Source organism: Pseudomonas sp. VEM90 (genome assembly GCF_054611535.1).
In genome coordinates, this window is the sequence record NZ_JBTRAR010000005.1 from 144,736 (window position 1) to 159,533 (window position 14,798).

Consider the following 14,798-nt stretch of genomic DNA (forward strand, 5'->3'; position numbering starts at 1 on the left):
TACTGAGCACTATTCATGCAAACCGCAACCCGATCCACTTTCTTCGACATCACCAGCGAACAAGGGCTTTTACGCACCTCGATCGCTGCCACCCTGTTCATCGCCACCATCGGCATCGCCTTCGGCCTGGCCTCCGGCTCGTTTTCCATCATCTTCGACGGCGTCTACTCGCTGGTCGACGCCAGCATGAGCGGGCTGTCGCTGGTGGTGGTCAAGCTGATCACTTCGCACACCACCAGCGTGCAGATGTCGCGCAAGCTGCGCGAACGCTTCACCATGGGTTTCTGGCACCTGGAGCCCATGGTACTGGCGCTCAACGGCATCCTGCTCAGCGGCGTGGCCATCTACGCGCTGATCAACGCCGTCAGCAGCCTGCTGCAAGGCGGGCGCCACCTGGAGTTCGGCATTGCCATGGTCTACGCAATGCTGACGGTGATCACCTGCGTGACCATCGCCGTCGTCGAGGCCCGCGCCAACCGCAAACTGAAGTCAGACTTCGTACGCATGGACGTCAAGGGCTGGGTGATGTCGGCCAGCATCACTGCCGCACTACTGATCGCCTTCTGCTTTGGCTATGCCGTGCAGGGCACTTCGCTTGAATGGGTATCACCGTACATCGACCCGGCGGTGCTGGCGCTGGTGTGCCTGGTGATCGTGCCGTTGCCGATGTCGGTGGTGCGTCAGGCGCTGTCTGAAATCTTCCTGGTCACCCCCGGCGACCTCAAACTGCACGTGGATGAAGTGGCCAAGGCCTTCGTCGCCCGCCACGGCCTGCAGTCTTACCGCGCCTATGTCGCCAAGGTCGGGCGCTCGAGGGAGATTGAGCTGTATTTCATCGTGCCCAAAACCATGGCGGCGAAGACCATCGATGAATGGGATGCCTGGCGCAACGAGATTGGCGACGCGGTAGGCGGCGAAGGGCCGGACCGTTGGCTGACGGTGGTATTTACCGGGGATCCTGAGTGGGCCGAGTAAATCGAGGCGCTTTGCGCCCCAGCATTCCAAAAAACGAAAAAGCCCGCGACCATTTCTGATTGCGGGCTTTGACGTACTGAGTATGGTGGGTCGTGTAGGATTCGAACCTACGACCAATTGGTTAAAAGCCAACTGCTCTACCAACTGAGCTAACGACCCGTTGGATGGCGCGTATAATACTGATTTCTAACGAGAAATCAATACCCCATCAAACTTTGTTCAAAAATACCGCGTTGGGTCTTCGATACCGGCTGCCTTGAAGCCATCGGCGCGCAGGCGGCAGCTGTCGCATTTGCCACAGGCGCGGCCGTCATCGTCGGCCTGGTAGCAGGAAACGGTCAGGCTGTAGTCCACACCACGGGCCATACCAGCCTGCACGATCTGAGCCTTGCTCATGTTCTGCAACGGCGCCTGGATGCGGAAGCCCTGCCCTTCTACGCCAGCCTTGGTCGCCAGGTTGGCCATGCGCTCGAAGGCCTCGACGAACTCGGGCCGGCAATCCGGGTAGCCGGAGTAATCCACGGCATTGACGCCAATGAAGATGTCGCGCGCTTCCAGCACTTCTGCCCAACCCAGGGCCAGCGAAAGGAACACAGTATTGCGCGCCGGCACGTAAGTGACCGGAATGCCTTCACCCGGCGCTTCCGGCACGTCGATACTGCTGTCGGTCAATGCCGAACCGCCGATGCCGTCGAGGTTCAGCCCAATCACCTTGTGCTCGACCACGCCCAGGTCACGGGCCACGCGGGCAGCGGCGTTCAGCTCGGCACGATGACGCTGGCCGTAGTCAAAGCTCATGGTGTAGCAGCTGTAGCCTTCAGCTTTGGCCATGGCAACCACGGTGGCTGAGTCCAGGCCGCCGGACAACAGGATTACTGCGCGTTTTTCAGTCATGTGTACGTGCTCCTCAATCAACGTCCGGGCTCGTCGTTCCACAGCAGCTTGTGCAGCTGCAGCTGGAAGCGTACGGGCAAGTTGTCAGCAACGATCCAGTCTGCCAGGTCACTGGCGTTCACCTGATGATGGCTGGGTGAGAACAACACCTCACCGGCACGCTCAGCCAGGTTGTACTGGATCAGCTTGGATACCGCCCAGTCATAATCCTCGCGGGAACAGATGACGAACTTGACCTGGTCGTTACGTGTCAGCTGCTCGATGTTCTCGTAGCGGTTACGGTGCGACTCTTCGGAGCCTGGGGTTTTCAGGTCGACCACACGGCTGACGCGGGTGTCGGTGCCGGCAATATCCAGCGCGCCGCTGGTTTCCAGCGACACCTCGTAACCAGCGTCACACAGCCGCTGCAGCAACGGCAAGGCGTTGGGCTGGGCCAGTGGTTCGCCACCGGTGACACAGACGTAGCGCGGCTTGAAGCCGGCCACTTGCTCAAGGATCGAATCAAGGGTGCGTACGGTACCACCACTGAAGGCATAGGCACTGTCGCAGTACTGGCAACGCAGGGGGCAACCGGTGAGGCGCACAAATACCGTGGGTAGCCCGGCCGTTCGCGTCTCACCCTGCAAAGAGTAAAAGACTTCGGTGATGCGTAATGTGTCTTGCATGCTCGCCACGGGCGTGACAGCTAAACAGGCTGTCCGCCTCCGTCAGGCACTGTCGCGGACTCGACATAGCGTTATCCGCAGCAGCGTGTTTACGAAAAAAGGGCAGTGATTCTAACGAAAAAACCCGCGACTGGCGCGGGTTTCTTTCTAGCGGTACAGCGGCAACGCCTAGAGCCTTTGCAGGTCACGCTGGGCCAGTTGAGCGGCAGAGGTGCCGGGGTACTGGGTGATGACCTGCTGCAGGATGCCCTTTACCTTGTCGGTGTGGCCCATACGGCGCTCGACATCAGCCAGTTTGTACAGCGAATCTGGCACCTTGCTGTGCTTTGGGTACTTCTGGCTGACCTGGGCAAAGGCCTGGCTGGCGCCTTGCAGGTCGCCCTTGGCCAGGTTCACCTCACCCAACCAGTATTGGGCATTACCGGCATACTGGCTGTTGGGGTACTTGCGCAGGAAGGCATTGAACGCCTGACTGGCCTTGTCGAAGTCTTTCTGTTTGATCAGGTCGAACGCAGCATCATAGTAGAGCTTTTCTTTCGCCGGATCGCTGGGCTGGCTACTGCCGGCCGGTTGTTGCGCAGCAGCACCTGCTGCGGCATCGGGGGCGGCATTGGACGCACCACCACCGGAGGAATTGTCAGGGGTTGCGGCAGGCGCAGCGCCACTGTTGATGCGACGGTCCAGGTCCTGGTAACGCTCCAGGCTTTCCTGCTTCATGCGCGACACATCGTTTTGCAGCTCTTCGATGATGCCTTGCTGGCGGGAAATCTGATCCTGCATCTGTTGCAGCTGCATGAACAGCTGACCCTGTGCAGAGGCAGGGGCCGAAGCCCCTGACCCGGCATAGGCGCCGCTCGTGCCATAACCCGCAGGCGGATAGCTGCCTGCGTTGTCATCTACTACAGGGACCTCAGCCCAGGCCGCAAGCGGCAGGCTGAGTGCGAGGACGGTTACTACACGGCGGCACATACGCATAAGAACTTACTTACGCAGTTCTACGCGACGGTTTTGAGCCCAGGACTGCTCGTCGTTGCCGGTAGCAACTGGACGCTCTTCGCCGTAGGAAACCAGTTCCAGCTGAGCAGGGGAAACGCCCTGCAGAACCAGGTAGCGCTGAACGGCTTTCGCACGACGCTCACCCAGAGCCATGTTGTACTCGCGGGTGCCGCGCTCGTCGGTGTTACCTTCCAGAACAACACGGTTGCCGTTGGCTTTCAGGTCCTTGGCGTGAACGTCCAGAGCGCGCATGGCTTCTGGCTTCAGGTCCGAGCTGTCGTATTCGAAGTAGAAGGTGGTGATTGCGCGCAGGGCGGCTTCTTCGCTCAGGGAGCCGTCAACAGCGCCAGTGTTGGCACCGTAGCCAGCGTTAGGATCTACAGCAGCGCCTTCGCCTGCGTTGTCACCGCCCTTCGAGGAGCAACCTACAGCTACGGCCATGGCCAGGGCCAGCGCAGCAAATTTACCAAACTTCAGCATTTCCATCGTGAAACTCCTAATGAAACCCCAGTGTGTTAAGCAAAATGTATTACGCCGCAATCAGTTCAGGTAAGGGGACCAGGACGGTTCTCTGACTTCGCCTTGAGCGGTAGGAAGTGGGAGCCTCACGCGGCCATTAAGCGACACGAGCATCAAGACTCCCCGGCCCTGCTGGCGGGTGGCGTAGATTAGCATGGTGCCGTTTGGCGCAACAGTGGGAGACTCATCAAGACTTGTTTCAGACAGAATCTTTACACTTCCGCGCTGCAAGTCCTGTGCCGCCACTTTGAAGTTGGTAAAACCTTGTTGGCGATGAATCATTACCAGGGTCTTTTCGTCCGCCGAAAGTTTCGGGTTGGCGTTGTAGTTACCCACGAACGTTACGCGCTCGGCACCGCCACCACTGACCGACTGTTTATAAATCTGCGGTTTGCCGCCACGGTCGGAAGTGAAGTAAAGGGTGTTGCCATCTTTGCCCCAGAACGGCTCGGTATTGATACCCGGGCCTGCAGTAACACGGCTGATCTGGCGCGAAGCCATATTCATCACGTAGATGTCCGGGTTGCCGTCCTTGGACAGCACGAACGCCAGGCGCGAACCGTCCGGCGACCAGGCTGGCGCGCCGTTCAGGCCCTCGAAGTTGGTGACCTGCTCGCGACGGCCAGTATCGATGTTCTGCACGAAGATACGTGGGCGCTTCTGCTCGAACGAAACGTAGGCGATACGCTTTCCATCCGGCGCAAAGCGCGGCGACAGGATCGGCTCACGCGATTGCAGCAGGGTCACCGCACGCGCTCCGTCATAGTCCGAACGCTGGAGGGTGTAGCGGGTGTTGTTGGTGGAGAAACGCTCGGCCGTCACGTACAGCATGCGCGTAGAGAACGCGCCCTTGATGCCGGTGAGCTTCTCGAACGACTGGTCCGCAATGTAGTGCGCCATGTCGCGCAACTGGTCGGTGCTGCCCGCTACGCTGCCGGTCAGCACTTGCTGCTCGGTAGCGACGTTGAACAGCGCGTACTGCACCTGCAGGCGACCGCCCGACGGCACGATGCTGCCGACCATTACGTACTGGGCTCCCAGCGCTTTCCAGTCACGGAAGATCACTTCGCTGGCCTGCGACGGCTGGCTGATCATGTTCTGCCGCGGAATTGGCGAGTAGTAGCCAGAGTTGCGCAGGTCGTTGCCGATGATGTCGGCGATGTCTTCCGGCAGCACGCTGCCGCCCTGCAGACCGAACGGCACTACCGCGATGGGCGTAGCCCGGTCGCTGCCGCTGGTGACCAGGATGTTCTTTTCCTCTGCCACCGCCATGCCTGCCACGCAGCACAGCATGACCAGCAGTCCTCTCAGACGTTTAATCACAACGCTAGATCCTCAGGTGTAAATGTCATCTTGAACGAACGATAACGGTTGAAATCGCTCGGCTTCATACCCTGCATCTCGGTCAGACGACCAATGTTCTTGACCGCAGCCACTGCCGAACTGTCGTACGGGCCGTCACCACTGGAACGGGCCACGCTGACACTGGTAATGGTACCGTCCGGCAACATGCTGACCTGCAGGGTCACCGTCATGCCCTTGCGCGCGGAAGGCGGACGCGCCCAGCCCTCGGCCGCGCGCATACGAATCAGGTCGTCGAAGTCGCCAGCCACCTGATCGCCCTGCTCGTCGGCCAGTGCCTGCTGCCGCTCGGTGGTGTCAGACAACAGCTCGGCCAAGGCCTGGGCTTTCTTGTCTTCTGCCGCCTTGCGGGCCGCTTCCTGTGCCTTTTTCTTCTGGGCGTCTGCAGCGGCCTTCTTCTTGGCCTCTTCAGCTGCCTTCTTCTTCGCATCCTCGGCCGCCGCTTTCTTCTTGGCGTCCTCGGCTGCTTTCTTCTTGGCCTCTTCGGCTGCCTTCTTCCTGGCGTCCTCGGCGGCTTGTTTCTTCGCCTCTTCAGCGGCCTTTTTCTTGGCCTCTTCTTCGGCTTTTTTCTTGGCGATGTCGGCCTGCTGCTTCTCGGCGGCTTTCTTCGCCTCATCGGCCTTCTTGGCTTCGGCGGCTTTCTTCGCCTCGGCAGCCTTGGCAGCTTCAGCGGCCTCGGCTTTTTTCGCTTCAGCCGCCTCGCGAGCCTCTTCGGCCTTTTGAGCAGCGTCGGCCTTCTTTTGTTCCGCGGCCTTCACGGCCTCTTGCTCGACCTTCTTCTGTTCCAATTGCTCGACTTCGGTCTGGCGCGAAGCGGTTTTCTTCGCCTCCCCGGCAATTTTCTGATTGGTCTGGGTGGTCGCCTGGCTCTTGGACTTGAGCTGATACAGGGTAGCCTGAACAATCGGCTTGGATGGCGGCAGCTCAGGCGTCATGGCAAAACTGACGAACAGCAGGGCGAACACCAGCACATGCAGGCCGATGGCCCAGACACTGGGCCAGAAGTAGCTTTCCGAGGCGGATGGCTCTCGCTGTTGCATCAGGGCGCCTCGGTAATCAGGCCAACGTTACCGACACCGGCCTTCTGCAACCCGCCCATGGCACCCATGACCGCGCCATAGTCGACAGCCTTGTCGCCACGAATGAACACCTGGGTCTGCTTGCCCTGGTCACGGCCGGCAGCAATGATCTTGGTGACGGCGTCGGTCATGGCCGGCAAGGTCATGGCCTTGTCCATCTGCTTGTCGGTATCGACTTCACTGCCGAGGTTCCAGTAATAGGTTTTATCGGCCTTGATGGAGATGGTGAGGATCTGGACGTTGTTGTCCTGCGGCAAGGCTTCGCTGGAAACCTTGGGCAGGTCGACCTTCACGCCCTGGTTGAGCATGGGCGCCGTCACCATGAAGATGACCAGCAGCACCAGCATCACGTCGATGTAGGGCACCACGTTCATCTCGGCGACGGGCTTGCGTTTGTGGCGAACTCGGGCCATGGGCTTCTACCTGATTACTCTTCGCTGGTGTGCACTTTGCGGTGCAGGATCGCCTGGAACTCGTCGGCGAAGGTGTAGTAACGGCCGATCAGCACTTCACTGCGCGCGGCGAAACGGTTGTAGGCAATGACAGCCGGGATTGCCGCGAACAGGCCGATGGCGGTAGCGATCAGCGCTTCGGCGATGCCCGGAGCAACGGTGGCCAGGGTGGCCTGCTGGGCGCTGGCCAGGCCACGGAAGGAGTTCATGATGCCCCACACAGTGCCGAACAGGCCGATGTACGGGCTGGTCGAACCAACGGTGGCCAGAAACGGCAAGCTTTGCTCGAGTTTTTCTTCCTCCCGCGAGATGGCCACACGCATGGCACGGCCAACACCTTCCATGACGGCATCCGGGTCAACACCCGGCTGCTGGCGCAGGCGCGAGAACTCTTTGAAACCGGCACGGAACACCTGCTCCACGCCGGAGTCCGGGTCTGGGTTGCTGCCTGCCTGGCGGTACAGCTTGGACAGGTCGATGCCCGACCAGAAGCGCTCTTCGAAGGCATCCAGCGCACGACGACCGGCGCGCAGCATGGTGCTGCGCTGGAAGATCATGATCCATGAGGTGACCGAGGCGGCCACCAGGGTCAGCATTACCAGCTGTACCACCACGCTGGCATTGCTGACCAGACTCCACATGGAGGTATGGTCGACGACGTTAGCTTCCACGCTTATTCTCCTGCATTCGATTGATTACCCGAGCCGTCCGCCGCAAAGGCGTCGCGCAGCTGGGGGGGTATGGCTCGGGGTTTGAAAGTGTCGGCGCGCACGGCGGCCACCAGGAACTGCCCTTCGCAAAGCAGCGTTTCATCCTTTTCCCGCCACACCTGCTGTACGAAACGCAGGCTGGCGCGATTGAGTTCAAGTACTTGCGCGGTCACCCGCAATTCGTCATCAAGCCGCGCCGGCGCGTGATAGCGCGCTTCGCTGGAGTGGACCACGAACAGCAGGTTGTCTTCAGCCAGCTGCGACTGGGAAAAGCCCAGGTGCCGCAGGCGTTCGGTGCGCGCGCGCTCCATGAATTTCAGGTAGTTGACGTAATACACCACGCCGCCCGCATCGGTATCTTCGTAATAGACGCGACACCGATGTGCGAACGGTTCGAGCTGATTTTGCGCGCGCATACTCTAGTGCTTACTCCTCAGCTTGCCAATCCGCTATGGCAACTGTTTTTCTTCATTAATGTCTTATTGCCAGCGCACCAAGGGCATGCCAGCGGTAGGACCACAAAAAGTCGCTTTTGATCTGTCATTCATCGCCTGGCTCGGAAAAATCGCCCCCCTCCCCCAAGCGCCCGGGGATATTCAGCCCAAAGTGCAGGTAGGCATGCCGGGTGACCACGCGGCCGCGTGGTGTGCGCATGATGTAGCCCTGCTGGATGAGGTACGGCTCAAGCACATCCTCGATGGTATGACGCTCTTCACTGATGGCCGCAGCCAGGTTGTCCACACCCACCGGGCCGCCATCGAACTTCTCGATCATGGTCAGCAGCAGGCGACGGTCCGAATGGTCGAAGCCACGCTCGTCGACGTCCAGCAGGTTCAGCGCCATGTCAGCCACGGCCTTGGTGATCTGGCCCTTGCCGCGCACCTCGGCGTAGTCACGCACGCGGCGCAGCAGGCGGTTGGCGATGCGCGGCGTGCCACGGGCACGGCGGGCAATCTCGTAGGCGCCCTGGTCCTCGATGGCCAGGCCAAGGATGTTGGCCGAGCGGCTGACGATGGTACTCAGATCCTTGTCGTTGTAGAACTCCAGGCGCTGGACGATACCGAAGCGGTCACGCAGCGGGTTGGTCAGCATGCCGGCACGGGTAGTAGCCCCCACCAGGGTGAAAGGTGGCAGATCAAGCTTGATGGAACGGGCGGCCGGGCCTTCGCCGATCATGATGTCGAGCTGGAAGTCCTCCATGGCCGGGTACAGCACTTCTTCGACAACAGGCGACAGCCGGTGGATTTCATCGATGAACAGCACGTCGTGCGGCTCGAGGTTGGTCAGCATGGCTGCCAGGTCCCCAGGGCGCTCGAGAATCGGCCCTGAAGTGCTCTTCACCGACACCCCCATTTCATGGGCGATGATGTTGGCCAGGGTGGTCTTGCCCAGGCCGGGAGGGCCGAAGATCAGCGTGTGGTCAAGCGACTCGCCGCGGCCGCGGGCAGCCTGGATGAACAGCGCCATCTGCTCTCGCACCACTGGCTGACCGATGTACTCGTCCAGGCTCAGGGGGCGAATCGCACGGTCCTGGACTTCTTCGCGGTCGCGGCCACTGGCGGCAATCAGGCGGTCGGCTTCGATCACTTGGTAATCATCCCTTTCAGGCTGCGGCGGATCAGCTCTTCACTGCTCAGGCCGGCCTTGTCCTTGATCGCGGCGATGGCCTTGCTGGCTTCCTGCGGCTTGTAGCCCAGCGAAACCAGGGCACTGACTGCATCGGCCTCGGCACTGGACTCGCTGGCGACCGGTAAAGGCCCATCGGAGACCAGGGTGAACATGGCCGGCGAGGTTTCCCAGGCTTTGAAACGGTCCTTGAGCTCGACCAGCAAGCGCTCGGCGGTTTTCTTGCCGACGCCTGGCACGCGCACCAGGGCCGAGGTGTCCTGGGCCTGCACGCAGCGCACCAGTTCATCCACTTCCAGCCCGGACATCAGCGCCAGGGCCAGCTTCGGCCCTACGCCGTTCAGGCGGATCAGCTCGCGGAACAACTCGCGCTCGCGTTTTTCGGCAAAGCCGTAGAGCAAGTGGGCATCTTCGCGCACGACCAGATGGGTATGCACCGTGACGGGTTCCCCCACTTTGGGCAGACGGTACAGCGTGGTCATGGGAACTTCCAGTTCGTAACCCACGCCGTTGACGTCGATAATCAGGTGAGGCGGTTGTTTTTCCGCCAGGGTGCCGCGCAAACGTCCAATCACGTTCCGATCCTTCCTCTCGGGGAGCCGGTCAAAGACCGCTCAACCCTATCAGCAAATGCAGCAGGTGAACGTATCACCCGAACAAAATGTGTATCAGCGCATGAAGCGCTCACAGACGCAAGCGCCCGCCGCGTCGCCGCGCGGTGGTCAAGCCATGCGGCACCAGGCTGGAGCGGGTGTGGGCATGGCACAGCGCGATGGCCAGGGCATCGGAAGCGTCAATCTGCGGTTTTTGCGTCAATTTCAGCAGGTGCATGACCATCATCATCACCTGCTCCTTGTTGGCACCACCTGTGCCGGCCACGGCCTGCTTGACCTGGGTGGCGCTGTACTCGGCGATCTCCAGGCCAGCCTCGGCGGCGGCGACGATAGCCGCGCCCCGCGCCTGGCCAAGCTTGAGCGCCGAATCGGCGTTGCGGGCCATGAACACCCGTTCGATGCCCATGGTCACCGGGCCGTGCTGGGCAATGATTTCACTGACACCACGAAAAACAATCTGCAGCCGCTCGTGCAGCTCACCGCTGCCGGTGCGGATGCAGCCCGACGCCACGTACTCGCAACCACGGGCAGTCTGGCGTACCACGCCATAGCCGGTGATGCGCGAGCCAGGGTCGATACCTAGAATCAGAGTCATAAAGCCCGTCGAAAAAATGATGCATCTCTACAAACTGCGCCGGCCCTTTCGCGGGTAAACCCGCTCCTACAGTTACTGCACCACATTTGAAATGGGCGTAATACCTGTAGGAGCGGGTTTACCCGCGAAAGGGCCGGCACAGGCGCTATCAAACGCTCAGCGTTGGCACAAAATGCCAAATCACCTTAGCCTAGGTTTTCCATGATCTCGTCGGAAATCTGGGCATTGGAATAGACGTTCTGCACGTCGTCCAGGTCTTCGAGCATGTCGATCAACTTGAGCACCTTTTCGGCACCGTCCTGGTCGAGCTCGGCGCTGGTGGTCGGTTGCATGACGATTTCCGCGTCAGCGGCCTTGAAGCCAGCCTCTTCCAGGGCGTTACGCACGGCATAGAAGCTGTTGAACGAAGTGAATACGTCGAACGAGCCATCGTCGTTGGCCACCACGTCGTCGGCATCGGCCTCCATAGCCGCTTCCATCAACGCGTCCTCTTCCACGCCCGGGGCAAAGCTGATCTGGCCTTTGCGCTCGAACAGGTAAGCCACCGAGCCGTCAGTACCCAGGTTGCCGCCACACTTGGTGAAGGCATGACGCACGGCGGCAGCGGTACGGTTGCGGTTGTCGGTCATGGCTTCGACCATGATCGCCACGCCACCCGGGCCGTAACCCTCGTAGCTGAGCTCTTCGACGTTGTCGCTTTCGTTGGTGCCGGCACCACGGGCCACGGCGCGATCGATGATGTCGCGGCTCATGTTGGCGCCCAGGGCCTTGTCCAACGCCAGGCGCAGGCGCGGGTTGGATGCCGGATCAGGGCCACCCTGCTTGGCAGCGACCGTCAGTTCACGGATCCACTTGGTGAAGACCTTGCCTCTTTTGGCATCCTGGCGCTCTTTGCGGTGCTTGATGTTCGCCCACTTGGAATGACCAGCCATAACGACTCCGAATCCTTTGAATCACAAACAGCCCCGCCCCATGACGGGGCGGGACGGGAAAATACCTGCGTCGAAACGCAAAGGCGCATCCATGTGGATGCGCCCGGGGACTGCTTACTCGACCTTGGTCTGTTCGCGCAGTCGGATGTGCAGTTCGCGCAGGGCCTTGGCGTCGACCAGGCCGGGGGCCTGGGTCATGACGCATGCGGCGCTCTGGGTTTTCGGGAACGCGATCACTTCACGGATCGACTGGGCGCCGGTCATCAGCATGACCAGACGGTCCAGACCGAACGCCAGGCCACCGTGAGGCGGCGCCCCGAACTTCAGAGCGTCGAGCAGGAAGCCAAACTTCTCTTCCTGCTCTTCTGCCCCGATACCCAACAGGCGGAATACCGCCTGTTGCATCTCTTTACGGTGGATACGGATCGAACCGCCACCCAGCTCGGTACCATTCAGAACCATGTCGTAGGCACGGGACAGGGCGGTGGCCGGGCTGGCCTCGAGCTCTTCCGGGGTGCACTTCGGCGCGGTGAACGGGTGGTGCAGAGCAGTGAAGCTGCCGTCTTCGTTCTCTTCGAACATCGGGAAGTCGACGACCCACATCGGCGCCCACTCGCAGGTCAGCAGCTCGAAGTCGTGACCCAGGCGAATACGCAGCGCGCCCAGGGCTTCGCTGACCACCTTGAACTTGTCGGCACCGAAGAACACGATGTCACCGTCTACGGCGCCAACGCGATCGAGGATGTTGTTGAGGTTGGCCTCAGGGATGTTCTTGACGATCGGCGACTGCAGGCCTTCGACGCCCTTGGCGCGCTCGTTGACCTTGATGTAGGCCAGACCCTTGGCACCGTAGATACCGACGAACTTGGTGTACTCGTCGATTTTGCTGCGCGGCATGCTGGCGCCGCCTGGCAGACGCAGGGCAGTAACGCGGCACTTCGGATCGTTGGCCGGGCCGGCGAACACTTTGAAGTCGACATCCTTCAACTGGTCGGCAACGTCGACCAGTTCCAGCGGAATACGCAGGTCTGGCTTGTCGGAGCCGTAGCGGCGCATGGCCTCTTCGAAGGTCATGTGCGGGAACTCACCGAATTCCAGGTCGAGCACTTCCTTGAACAGCTTGCGGATCATGCTTTCGGTCAGGCCCATGATCTCGCTTTCATCGAGGAAACTGGTCTCGATGTCGATCTGGGTGAATTCCGGCTGGCGATCGGCACGCAGGTCTTCGTCACGGAAGCACTTGGCGATCTGGTAGTAGCGGTCGAAGCCGGCGACCATCAGCAACTGCTTGAACAGCTGGGGCGACTGCGGCAGGGCGAAGAAGCTACCGGCATGGGTACGGCTTGGCACCAGGTAGTCGCGCGCGCCTTCCGGAGTGGCACGGGTGAGGATCGGCGTTTCGACATCGAGGAAGCCGTTGTCGTCCATGAAGCGACGGATGCTGCTGGTGATGCGCGAACGCAGGCGCAGCTTTTCAGCCATTTCCGGGCGACGCAGGTCGATGAAGCGGTAGCGCAGGCGGGTTTCCTCGCCGACGTCGGAGTACTCGTTCAGCGGGAACGGCGGGGTTTCCGCCTCGTTGAGCACAGTCAGCTGGTAGCCGAGGATCTCGATGGCACCGGAGGCCATGTTGGCATTCACCGCACCTTCAGGGCGCTTGCGGACCTTGCCGGTGATCTGTACGACATATTCGCTGCGCACGCGGTCTGCGGCGGCGAAGGTTTCGGCGCGATCCGGGTCAAACACGACCTGGGCCATGCCTTCGCGGTCACGGATGTCGAGGAAGATCACCCCGCCGTGGTCGCGGCGACGATGGACCCAGCCGCAAAGGGTGACTTCCTGGCCGTCCAGGCTCTCGTTCAGTTGGCCGCAATAATGGCTGCGCATCATGATGGTGGTTTCGCTTCTCGTGATTCGTGTATTCGGTGGAGGCCTTGGCCGCCCGGAGGGCTAATACTGCAAGACCCGGTCACAGCATTCAACTCAGTCGGCCTTGTCGCCGCCTGCCAGATTCTTTTTCGCCCCGGTCTTGAAGTCGGTTTCGTACCAACCGTTACCGCTCAGGCGAAAGCCTGGCACCGACAGCAGCTTTTTCAGTGCCGGTGCCTGACAGGCCGGACAATCGATCAGCGGCGCGGCGCTGATCTTCTGCAGCACTTCCATGCGGTGCTCGCAGGACGCACATTGATAGTCATAAAGGGGCATGGGTGTCTCTCGTCAACCATAACGCTGGCTGCCGGGGCAGCAAAAAGCGGGATTATATATGGTTAGCAAGCACTGCGCAGCCCGCCAGGCGATCAGCGCGCACTTGGCGAGTCCTGCAGCCACGCCACGCAGATTACCCGGATCAGCCCGCTGAAGTTGCGCACACCGCCCTGGCGCAGGTGCACTTCACGGTCCACGTAGGACAACACGGCACTGACCGAACAACGGTTGGCGGCGGCGATGCGTTCCAGGATATCCCAGTAGACAGCCTCCAGGCGCAGACAGGTAGAAAAGCCGTTGAGCCGCACGGAACGTGACACCGGCTGCGTCTGCAACATGTCGAAGTCCGCCTTGAACGGGTCAATGCACTGTTTTCCTGGCCAACTGCCCTGGCCAACCATACGCTTGCTCGCTTGCATCATGCGCCACACCTCCTCGTCACAGGTACCAGGTGGCCTATGAAGCGCTGACGGGCGAGCTTAAAGCAGCGGCAAAGTCTTCCTGCACAACATGAGAAACCCGGCCGGACATACCGACCGGGGCTGTTTGCTCGATAAGCCTCAGTTGCCGTCGAGCAGTACCCGCAGCATCCAGGCAGTTTTCTCGTGCACCTGCATACGCTGCGTCAGCAGATCTGCGGTCGGCTCGTCACTGACCTTGTCCACCACAGGGAAAATGCTGCGCGCAGTGCGCACCACGGCCTCCTGCCCCTGAACCAACTGGCGGATCATCTCGTCTGCCGGGGGGACACCTTCCTCCTCCTTGATCGACGAGTGCCGTGCATAGAATGCATACGAACCCGGTGCCGGGAAGCCCAGGGCACGGATGCGCTCGGCGATCGAGTCGACTGCCAGCGCCAGTTCGTTGTACTGCTCTTCGAACATCAGGTGCAGGGTGCGGAACGACGGGCCGGTGACGTTCCAGTGAAAGTTATGGGTTTTCAGATACAGCACGTAGGTATCCGACAACAGGCGGGACAACCCATCGACGATGGACTTGCGATCTTCTTCACTGATACCGATATCGATTGCCATGAAGCTCCCCTTTCCATAAGGCTTGAGACTCAAGCGGACTCCGACCACTGTAGCAACACTTGGCGCATGCAGCATGTGACATGGCGCAACACATCGCCCGCTGGGCGGCCTGCGGTTTGAGTAGGCTGCGGCTTTACTGT

At 60.7% G+C, this 14,798-nt stretch carries 18 protein-coding genes and 1 tRNA gene; 1 reads left to right on the forward strand and 18 read right to left on the reverse strand.

Annotation, left to right across the window (positions count from 1 at the left end):
• The first annotated feature begins 15 nt into the window (after nucleotides 1–15).
• Nucleotides 16–975 (forward strand): cation diffusion facilitator family transporter, encoded by a 960-nt coding sequence (locus tag ACYCCG_RS07490; protein ID WP_459669933.1) that lies wholly within the window; start codon nucleotides 16–18, stop codon nucleotides 973–975.
• 83 nt (nucleotides 976–1,058) lie between these two features.
• Here the strand turns inward: ACYCCG_RS07490 and ACYCCG_RS07495 are convergent.
• The 18 genes from ACYCCG_RS07495 to ACYCCG_RS07580 all read right to left on the reverse strand — a co-directional run bounded on the left by ACYCCG_RS07495 (nucleotide 1,059) and on the right by ACYCCG_RS07580 (nucleotide 14,658).
• Nucleotides 1,059–1,134, reverse strand: a tRNA-Lys gene (locus ACYCCG_RS07495).
• A 60-nt stretch (nucleotides 1,135–1,194) separates the two neighbouring features.
• Nucleotides 1,195–1,887 carry a 7-cyano-7-deazaguanine synthase QueC gene (queC, locus tag ACYCCG_RS07500; protein ID WP_076403786.1) on the reverse strand — a complete coding sequence of 231 codons (693 nt, stop codon included), beginning with the start codon at nucleotides 1,885–1,887 and terminating at the stop codon, nucleotides 1,195–1,197.
• Complete coding sequence (queE, locus tag ACYCCG_RS07505) at nucleotides 1,887–2,534, reverse strand: 7-carboxy-7-deazaguanine synthase QueE (protein WP_003254753.1); 648 nt, start codon at nucleotides 2,532–2,534, stop codon at nucleotides 1,887–1,889. Before queE ends, queC begins: the two co-directional genes overlap by 1 nt.
• Before the next feature lie 168 nt (nucleotides 2,535–2,702).
• Nucleotides 2,703–3,509, reverse strand: a complete 807-nt coding sequence (ybgF, locus tag ACYCCG_RS07510; protein ID WP_176685098.1) for a tol-pal system protein YbgF — start codon at nucleotides 3,507–3,509, stop codon at nucleotides 2,703–2,705.
• Nucleotides 3,510–3,515: 6 nt separating this feature from the next.
• On the reverse strand, nucleotides 3,516–4,016 hold the full coding sequence (pal, locus tag ACYCCG_RS07515) for a peptidoglycan-associated lipoprotein Pal (RefSeq protein ID WP_003254755.1): 501 nt from the start codon (nucleotides 4,014–4,016) through the stop codon (nucleotides 3,516–3,518).
• Nucleotides 4,017–4,070: 54 nt separating this feature from the next.
• A complete protein-coding gene (gene tolB, locus ACYCCG_RS07520; RefSeq protein ID WP_021783335.1) occupies nucleotides 4,071–5,342 on the reverse strand; it encodes a Tol-Pal system beta propeller repeat protein TolB in 1,272 nt (423 codons plus the stop codon).
• Nucleotides 5,343–5,368: 26 nt separating this feature from the next.
• Nucleotides 5,369–6,451, reverse strand: coding sequence for a cell envelope integrity protein TolA (tolA, locus tag ACYCCG_RS07525; RefSeq protein WP_176685099.1), 1,083 nt, complete (start codon nucleotides 6,449–6,451; stop codon nucleotides 5,369–5,371).
• Nucleotides 6,451–6,903: a protein TolR gene (gene tolR / locus ACYCCG_RS07530; RefSeq protein WP_003254760.1), complete on the reverse strand. Its 453-nt coding sequence runs from the start codon at nucleotides 6,901–6,903 to the stop codon at nucleotides 6,451–6,453. Before tolR ends, tolA begins: the two co-directional genes overlap by 1 nt.
• A gap of 14 nt (nucleotides 6,904–6,917) precedes the next feature.
• On the reverse strand, nucleotides 6,918–7,613 hold the full coding sequence (gene tolQ, locus ACYCCG_RS07535; RefSeq protein ID WP_010952367.1) for a protein TolQ: 696 nt from the start codon (nucleotides 7,611–7,613) through the stop codon (nucleotides 6,918–6,920).
• Between the two features lie 2 nt (nucleotides 7,614–7,615).
• Entirely contained in the window at nucleotides 7,616–8,068 is a 453-nt protein-coding gene (gene ybgC / locus ACYCCG_RS07540; protein ID WP_016711994.1) for a tol-pal system-associated acyl-CoA thioesterase, read from the reverse strand.
• Between the two features lie 124 nt (nucleotides 8,069–8,192).
• Nucleotides 8,193–9,239: a Holliday junction branch migration DNA helicase RuvB gene (gene ruvB / locus ACYCCG_RS07545; RefSeq protein WP_003254766.1), complete on the reverse strand. Its 1,047-nt coding sequence runs from the start codon at nucleotides 9,237–9,239 to the stop codon at nucleotides 8,193–8,195.
• Entirely contained in the window at nucleotides 9,236–9,853 is a 618-nt protein-coding gene (ruvA, locus tag ACYCCG_RS07550) for a Holliday junction branch migration protein RuvA (RefSeq protein WP_051099711.1), read from the reverse strand. Before ruvA ends, ruvB begins: the two co-directional genes overlap by 4 nt.
• Nucleotides 9,854–9,962: 109 nt before the next feature.
• Nucleotides 9,963–10,487 (reverse strand): crossover junction endodeoxyribonuclease RuvC, encoded by a 525-nt coding sequence (gene ruvC / locus ACYCCG_RS07555; RefSeq protein WP_010952366.1) that lies wholly within the window; start codon nucleotides 10,485–10,487, stop codon nucleotides 9,963–9,965.
• A 185-nt stretch (nucleotides 10,488–10,672) separates the two neighbouring features.
• On the reverse strand, nucleotides 10,673–11,419 hold the full coding sequence (locus ACYCCG_RS07560) for a YebC/PmpR family DNA-binding transcriptional regulator (RefSeq protein ID WP_003254770.1): 747 nt from the start codon (nucleotides 11,417–11,419) through the stop codon (nucleotides 10,673–10,675).
• A gap of 114 nt (nucleotides 11,420–11,533) precedes the next feature.
• Complete coding sequence (aspS, locus tag ACYCCG_RS07565; RefSeq protein ID WP_176685100.1) at nucleotides 11,534–13,309, reverse strand: aspartate--tRNA ligase; 1,776 nt, start codon at nucleotides 13,307–13,309, stop codon at nucleotides 11,534–11,536.
• A 93-nt stretch (nucleotides 13,310–13,402) separates the two neighbouring features.
• Nucleotides 13,403–13,624, reverse strand: coding sequence for an FmdB family zinc ribbon protein (locus ACYCCG_RS07570; protein ID WP_010952365.1), 222 nt, complete (start codon nucleotides 13,622–13,624; stop codon nucleotides 13,403–13,405).
• 92 nt (nucleotides 13,625–13,716) lie between these two features.
• Nucleotides 13,717–14,046: a ribbon-helix-helix domain-containing protein gene (locus ACYCCG_RS07575; RefSeq protein WP_176685101.1), complete on the reverse strand. Its 330-nt coding sequence runs from the start codon at nucleotides 14,044–14,046 to the stop codon at nucleotides 13,717–13,719.
• Nucleotides 14,047–14,184: 138 nt separating this feature from the next.
• Nucleotides 14,185–14,658 (reverse strand): Dps family protein, encoded by a 474-nt coding sequence (locus ACYCCG_RS07580; RefSeq protein ID WP_084854477.1) that lies wholly within the window; start codon nucleotides 14,656–14,658, stop codon nucleotides 14,185–14,187.
• Nucleotides 14,659–14,798: the final 140 nt, after the last annotated feature.

Bases quoted from the DNA above. Each gene is read 5' to 3' on its own strand.
- tolR (WP_003254760.1), bottom strand. From the start codon at position 6,903: ATGGCCCGAGTTCGCCACAAACGCAAGCCCGTCGCCGAGATGAACGTG.
- ACYCCG_RS07490 (WP_459669933.1), top strand. From the start codon at position 16: ATGCAAACCGCAACCCGATCCACTTTCTTCGACATCACCAGCGAACAA.
- ACYCCG_RS07570 (WP_010952365.1), bottom strand. From the start codon at position 13,624: ATGCCCCTTTATGACTATCAATGTGCGTCCTGCGAGCACCGCATGGAA.
- ybgC (WP_016711994.1), bottom strand. From the start codon at position 8,068: ATGCGCGCGCAAAATCAGCTCGAACCGTTCGCACATCGGTGTCGCGTC.
- aspS (WP_176685100.1), bottom strand. From the start codon at position 13,309: ATGATGCGCAGCCATTATTGCGGCCAACTGAACGAGAGCCTGGACGGC.
- ACYCCG_RS07580 (WP_084854477.1), bottom strand. From the start codon at position 14,658: ATGGCAATCGATATCGGTATCAGTGAAGAAGATCGCAAGTCCATCGTC.
- tolB (WP_021783335.1), bottom strand. From the start codon at position 5,342: ATGCTGTGCTGCGTGGCAGGCATGGCGGTGGCAGAGGAAAAGAACATC.
- ACYCCG_RS07575 (WP_176685101.1), bottom strand. From the start codon at position 14,046: ATGATGCAAGCGAGCAAGCGTATGGTTGGCCAGGGCAGTTGGCCAGGA.
- queE (WP_003254753.1), bottom strand. From the start codon at position 2,534: ATGCAAGACACATTACGCATCACCGAAGTCTTTTACTCTTTGCAGGGT.
- ruvC (WP_010952366.1), bottom strand. From the start codon at position 10,487: ATGACTCTGATTCTAGGTATCGACCCTGGCTCGCGCATCACCGGCTAT.
- ACYCCG_RS07560 (WP_003254770.1), bottom strand. From the start codon at position 11,419: ATGGCTGGTCATTCCAAGTGGGCGAACATCAAGCACCGCAAAGAGCGC.
- tolA (WP_176685099.1), bottom strand. From the start codon at position 6,451: ATGCAACAGCGAGAGCCATCCGCCTCGGAAAGCTACTTCTGGCCCAGT.
- pal (WP_003254755.1), bottom strand. From the start codon at position 4,016: ATGGAAATGCTGAAGTTTGGTAAATTTGCTGCGCTGGCCCTGGCCATG.
- ybgF (WP_176685098.1), bottom strand. From the start codon at position 3,509: ATGCGTATGTGCCGCCGTGTAGTAACCGTCCTCGCACTCAGCCTGCCG.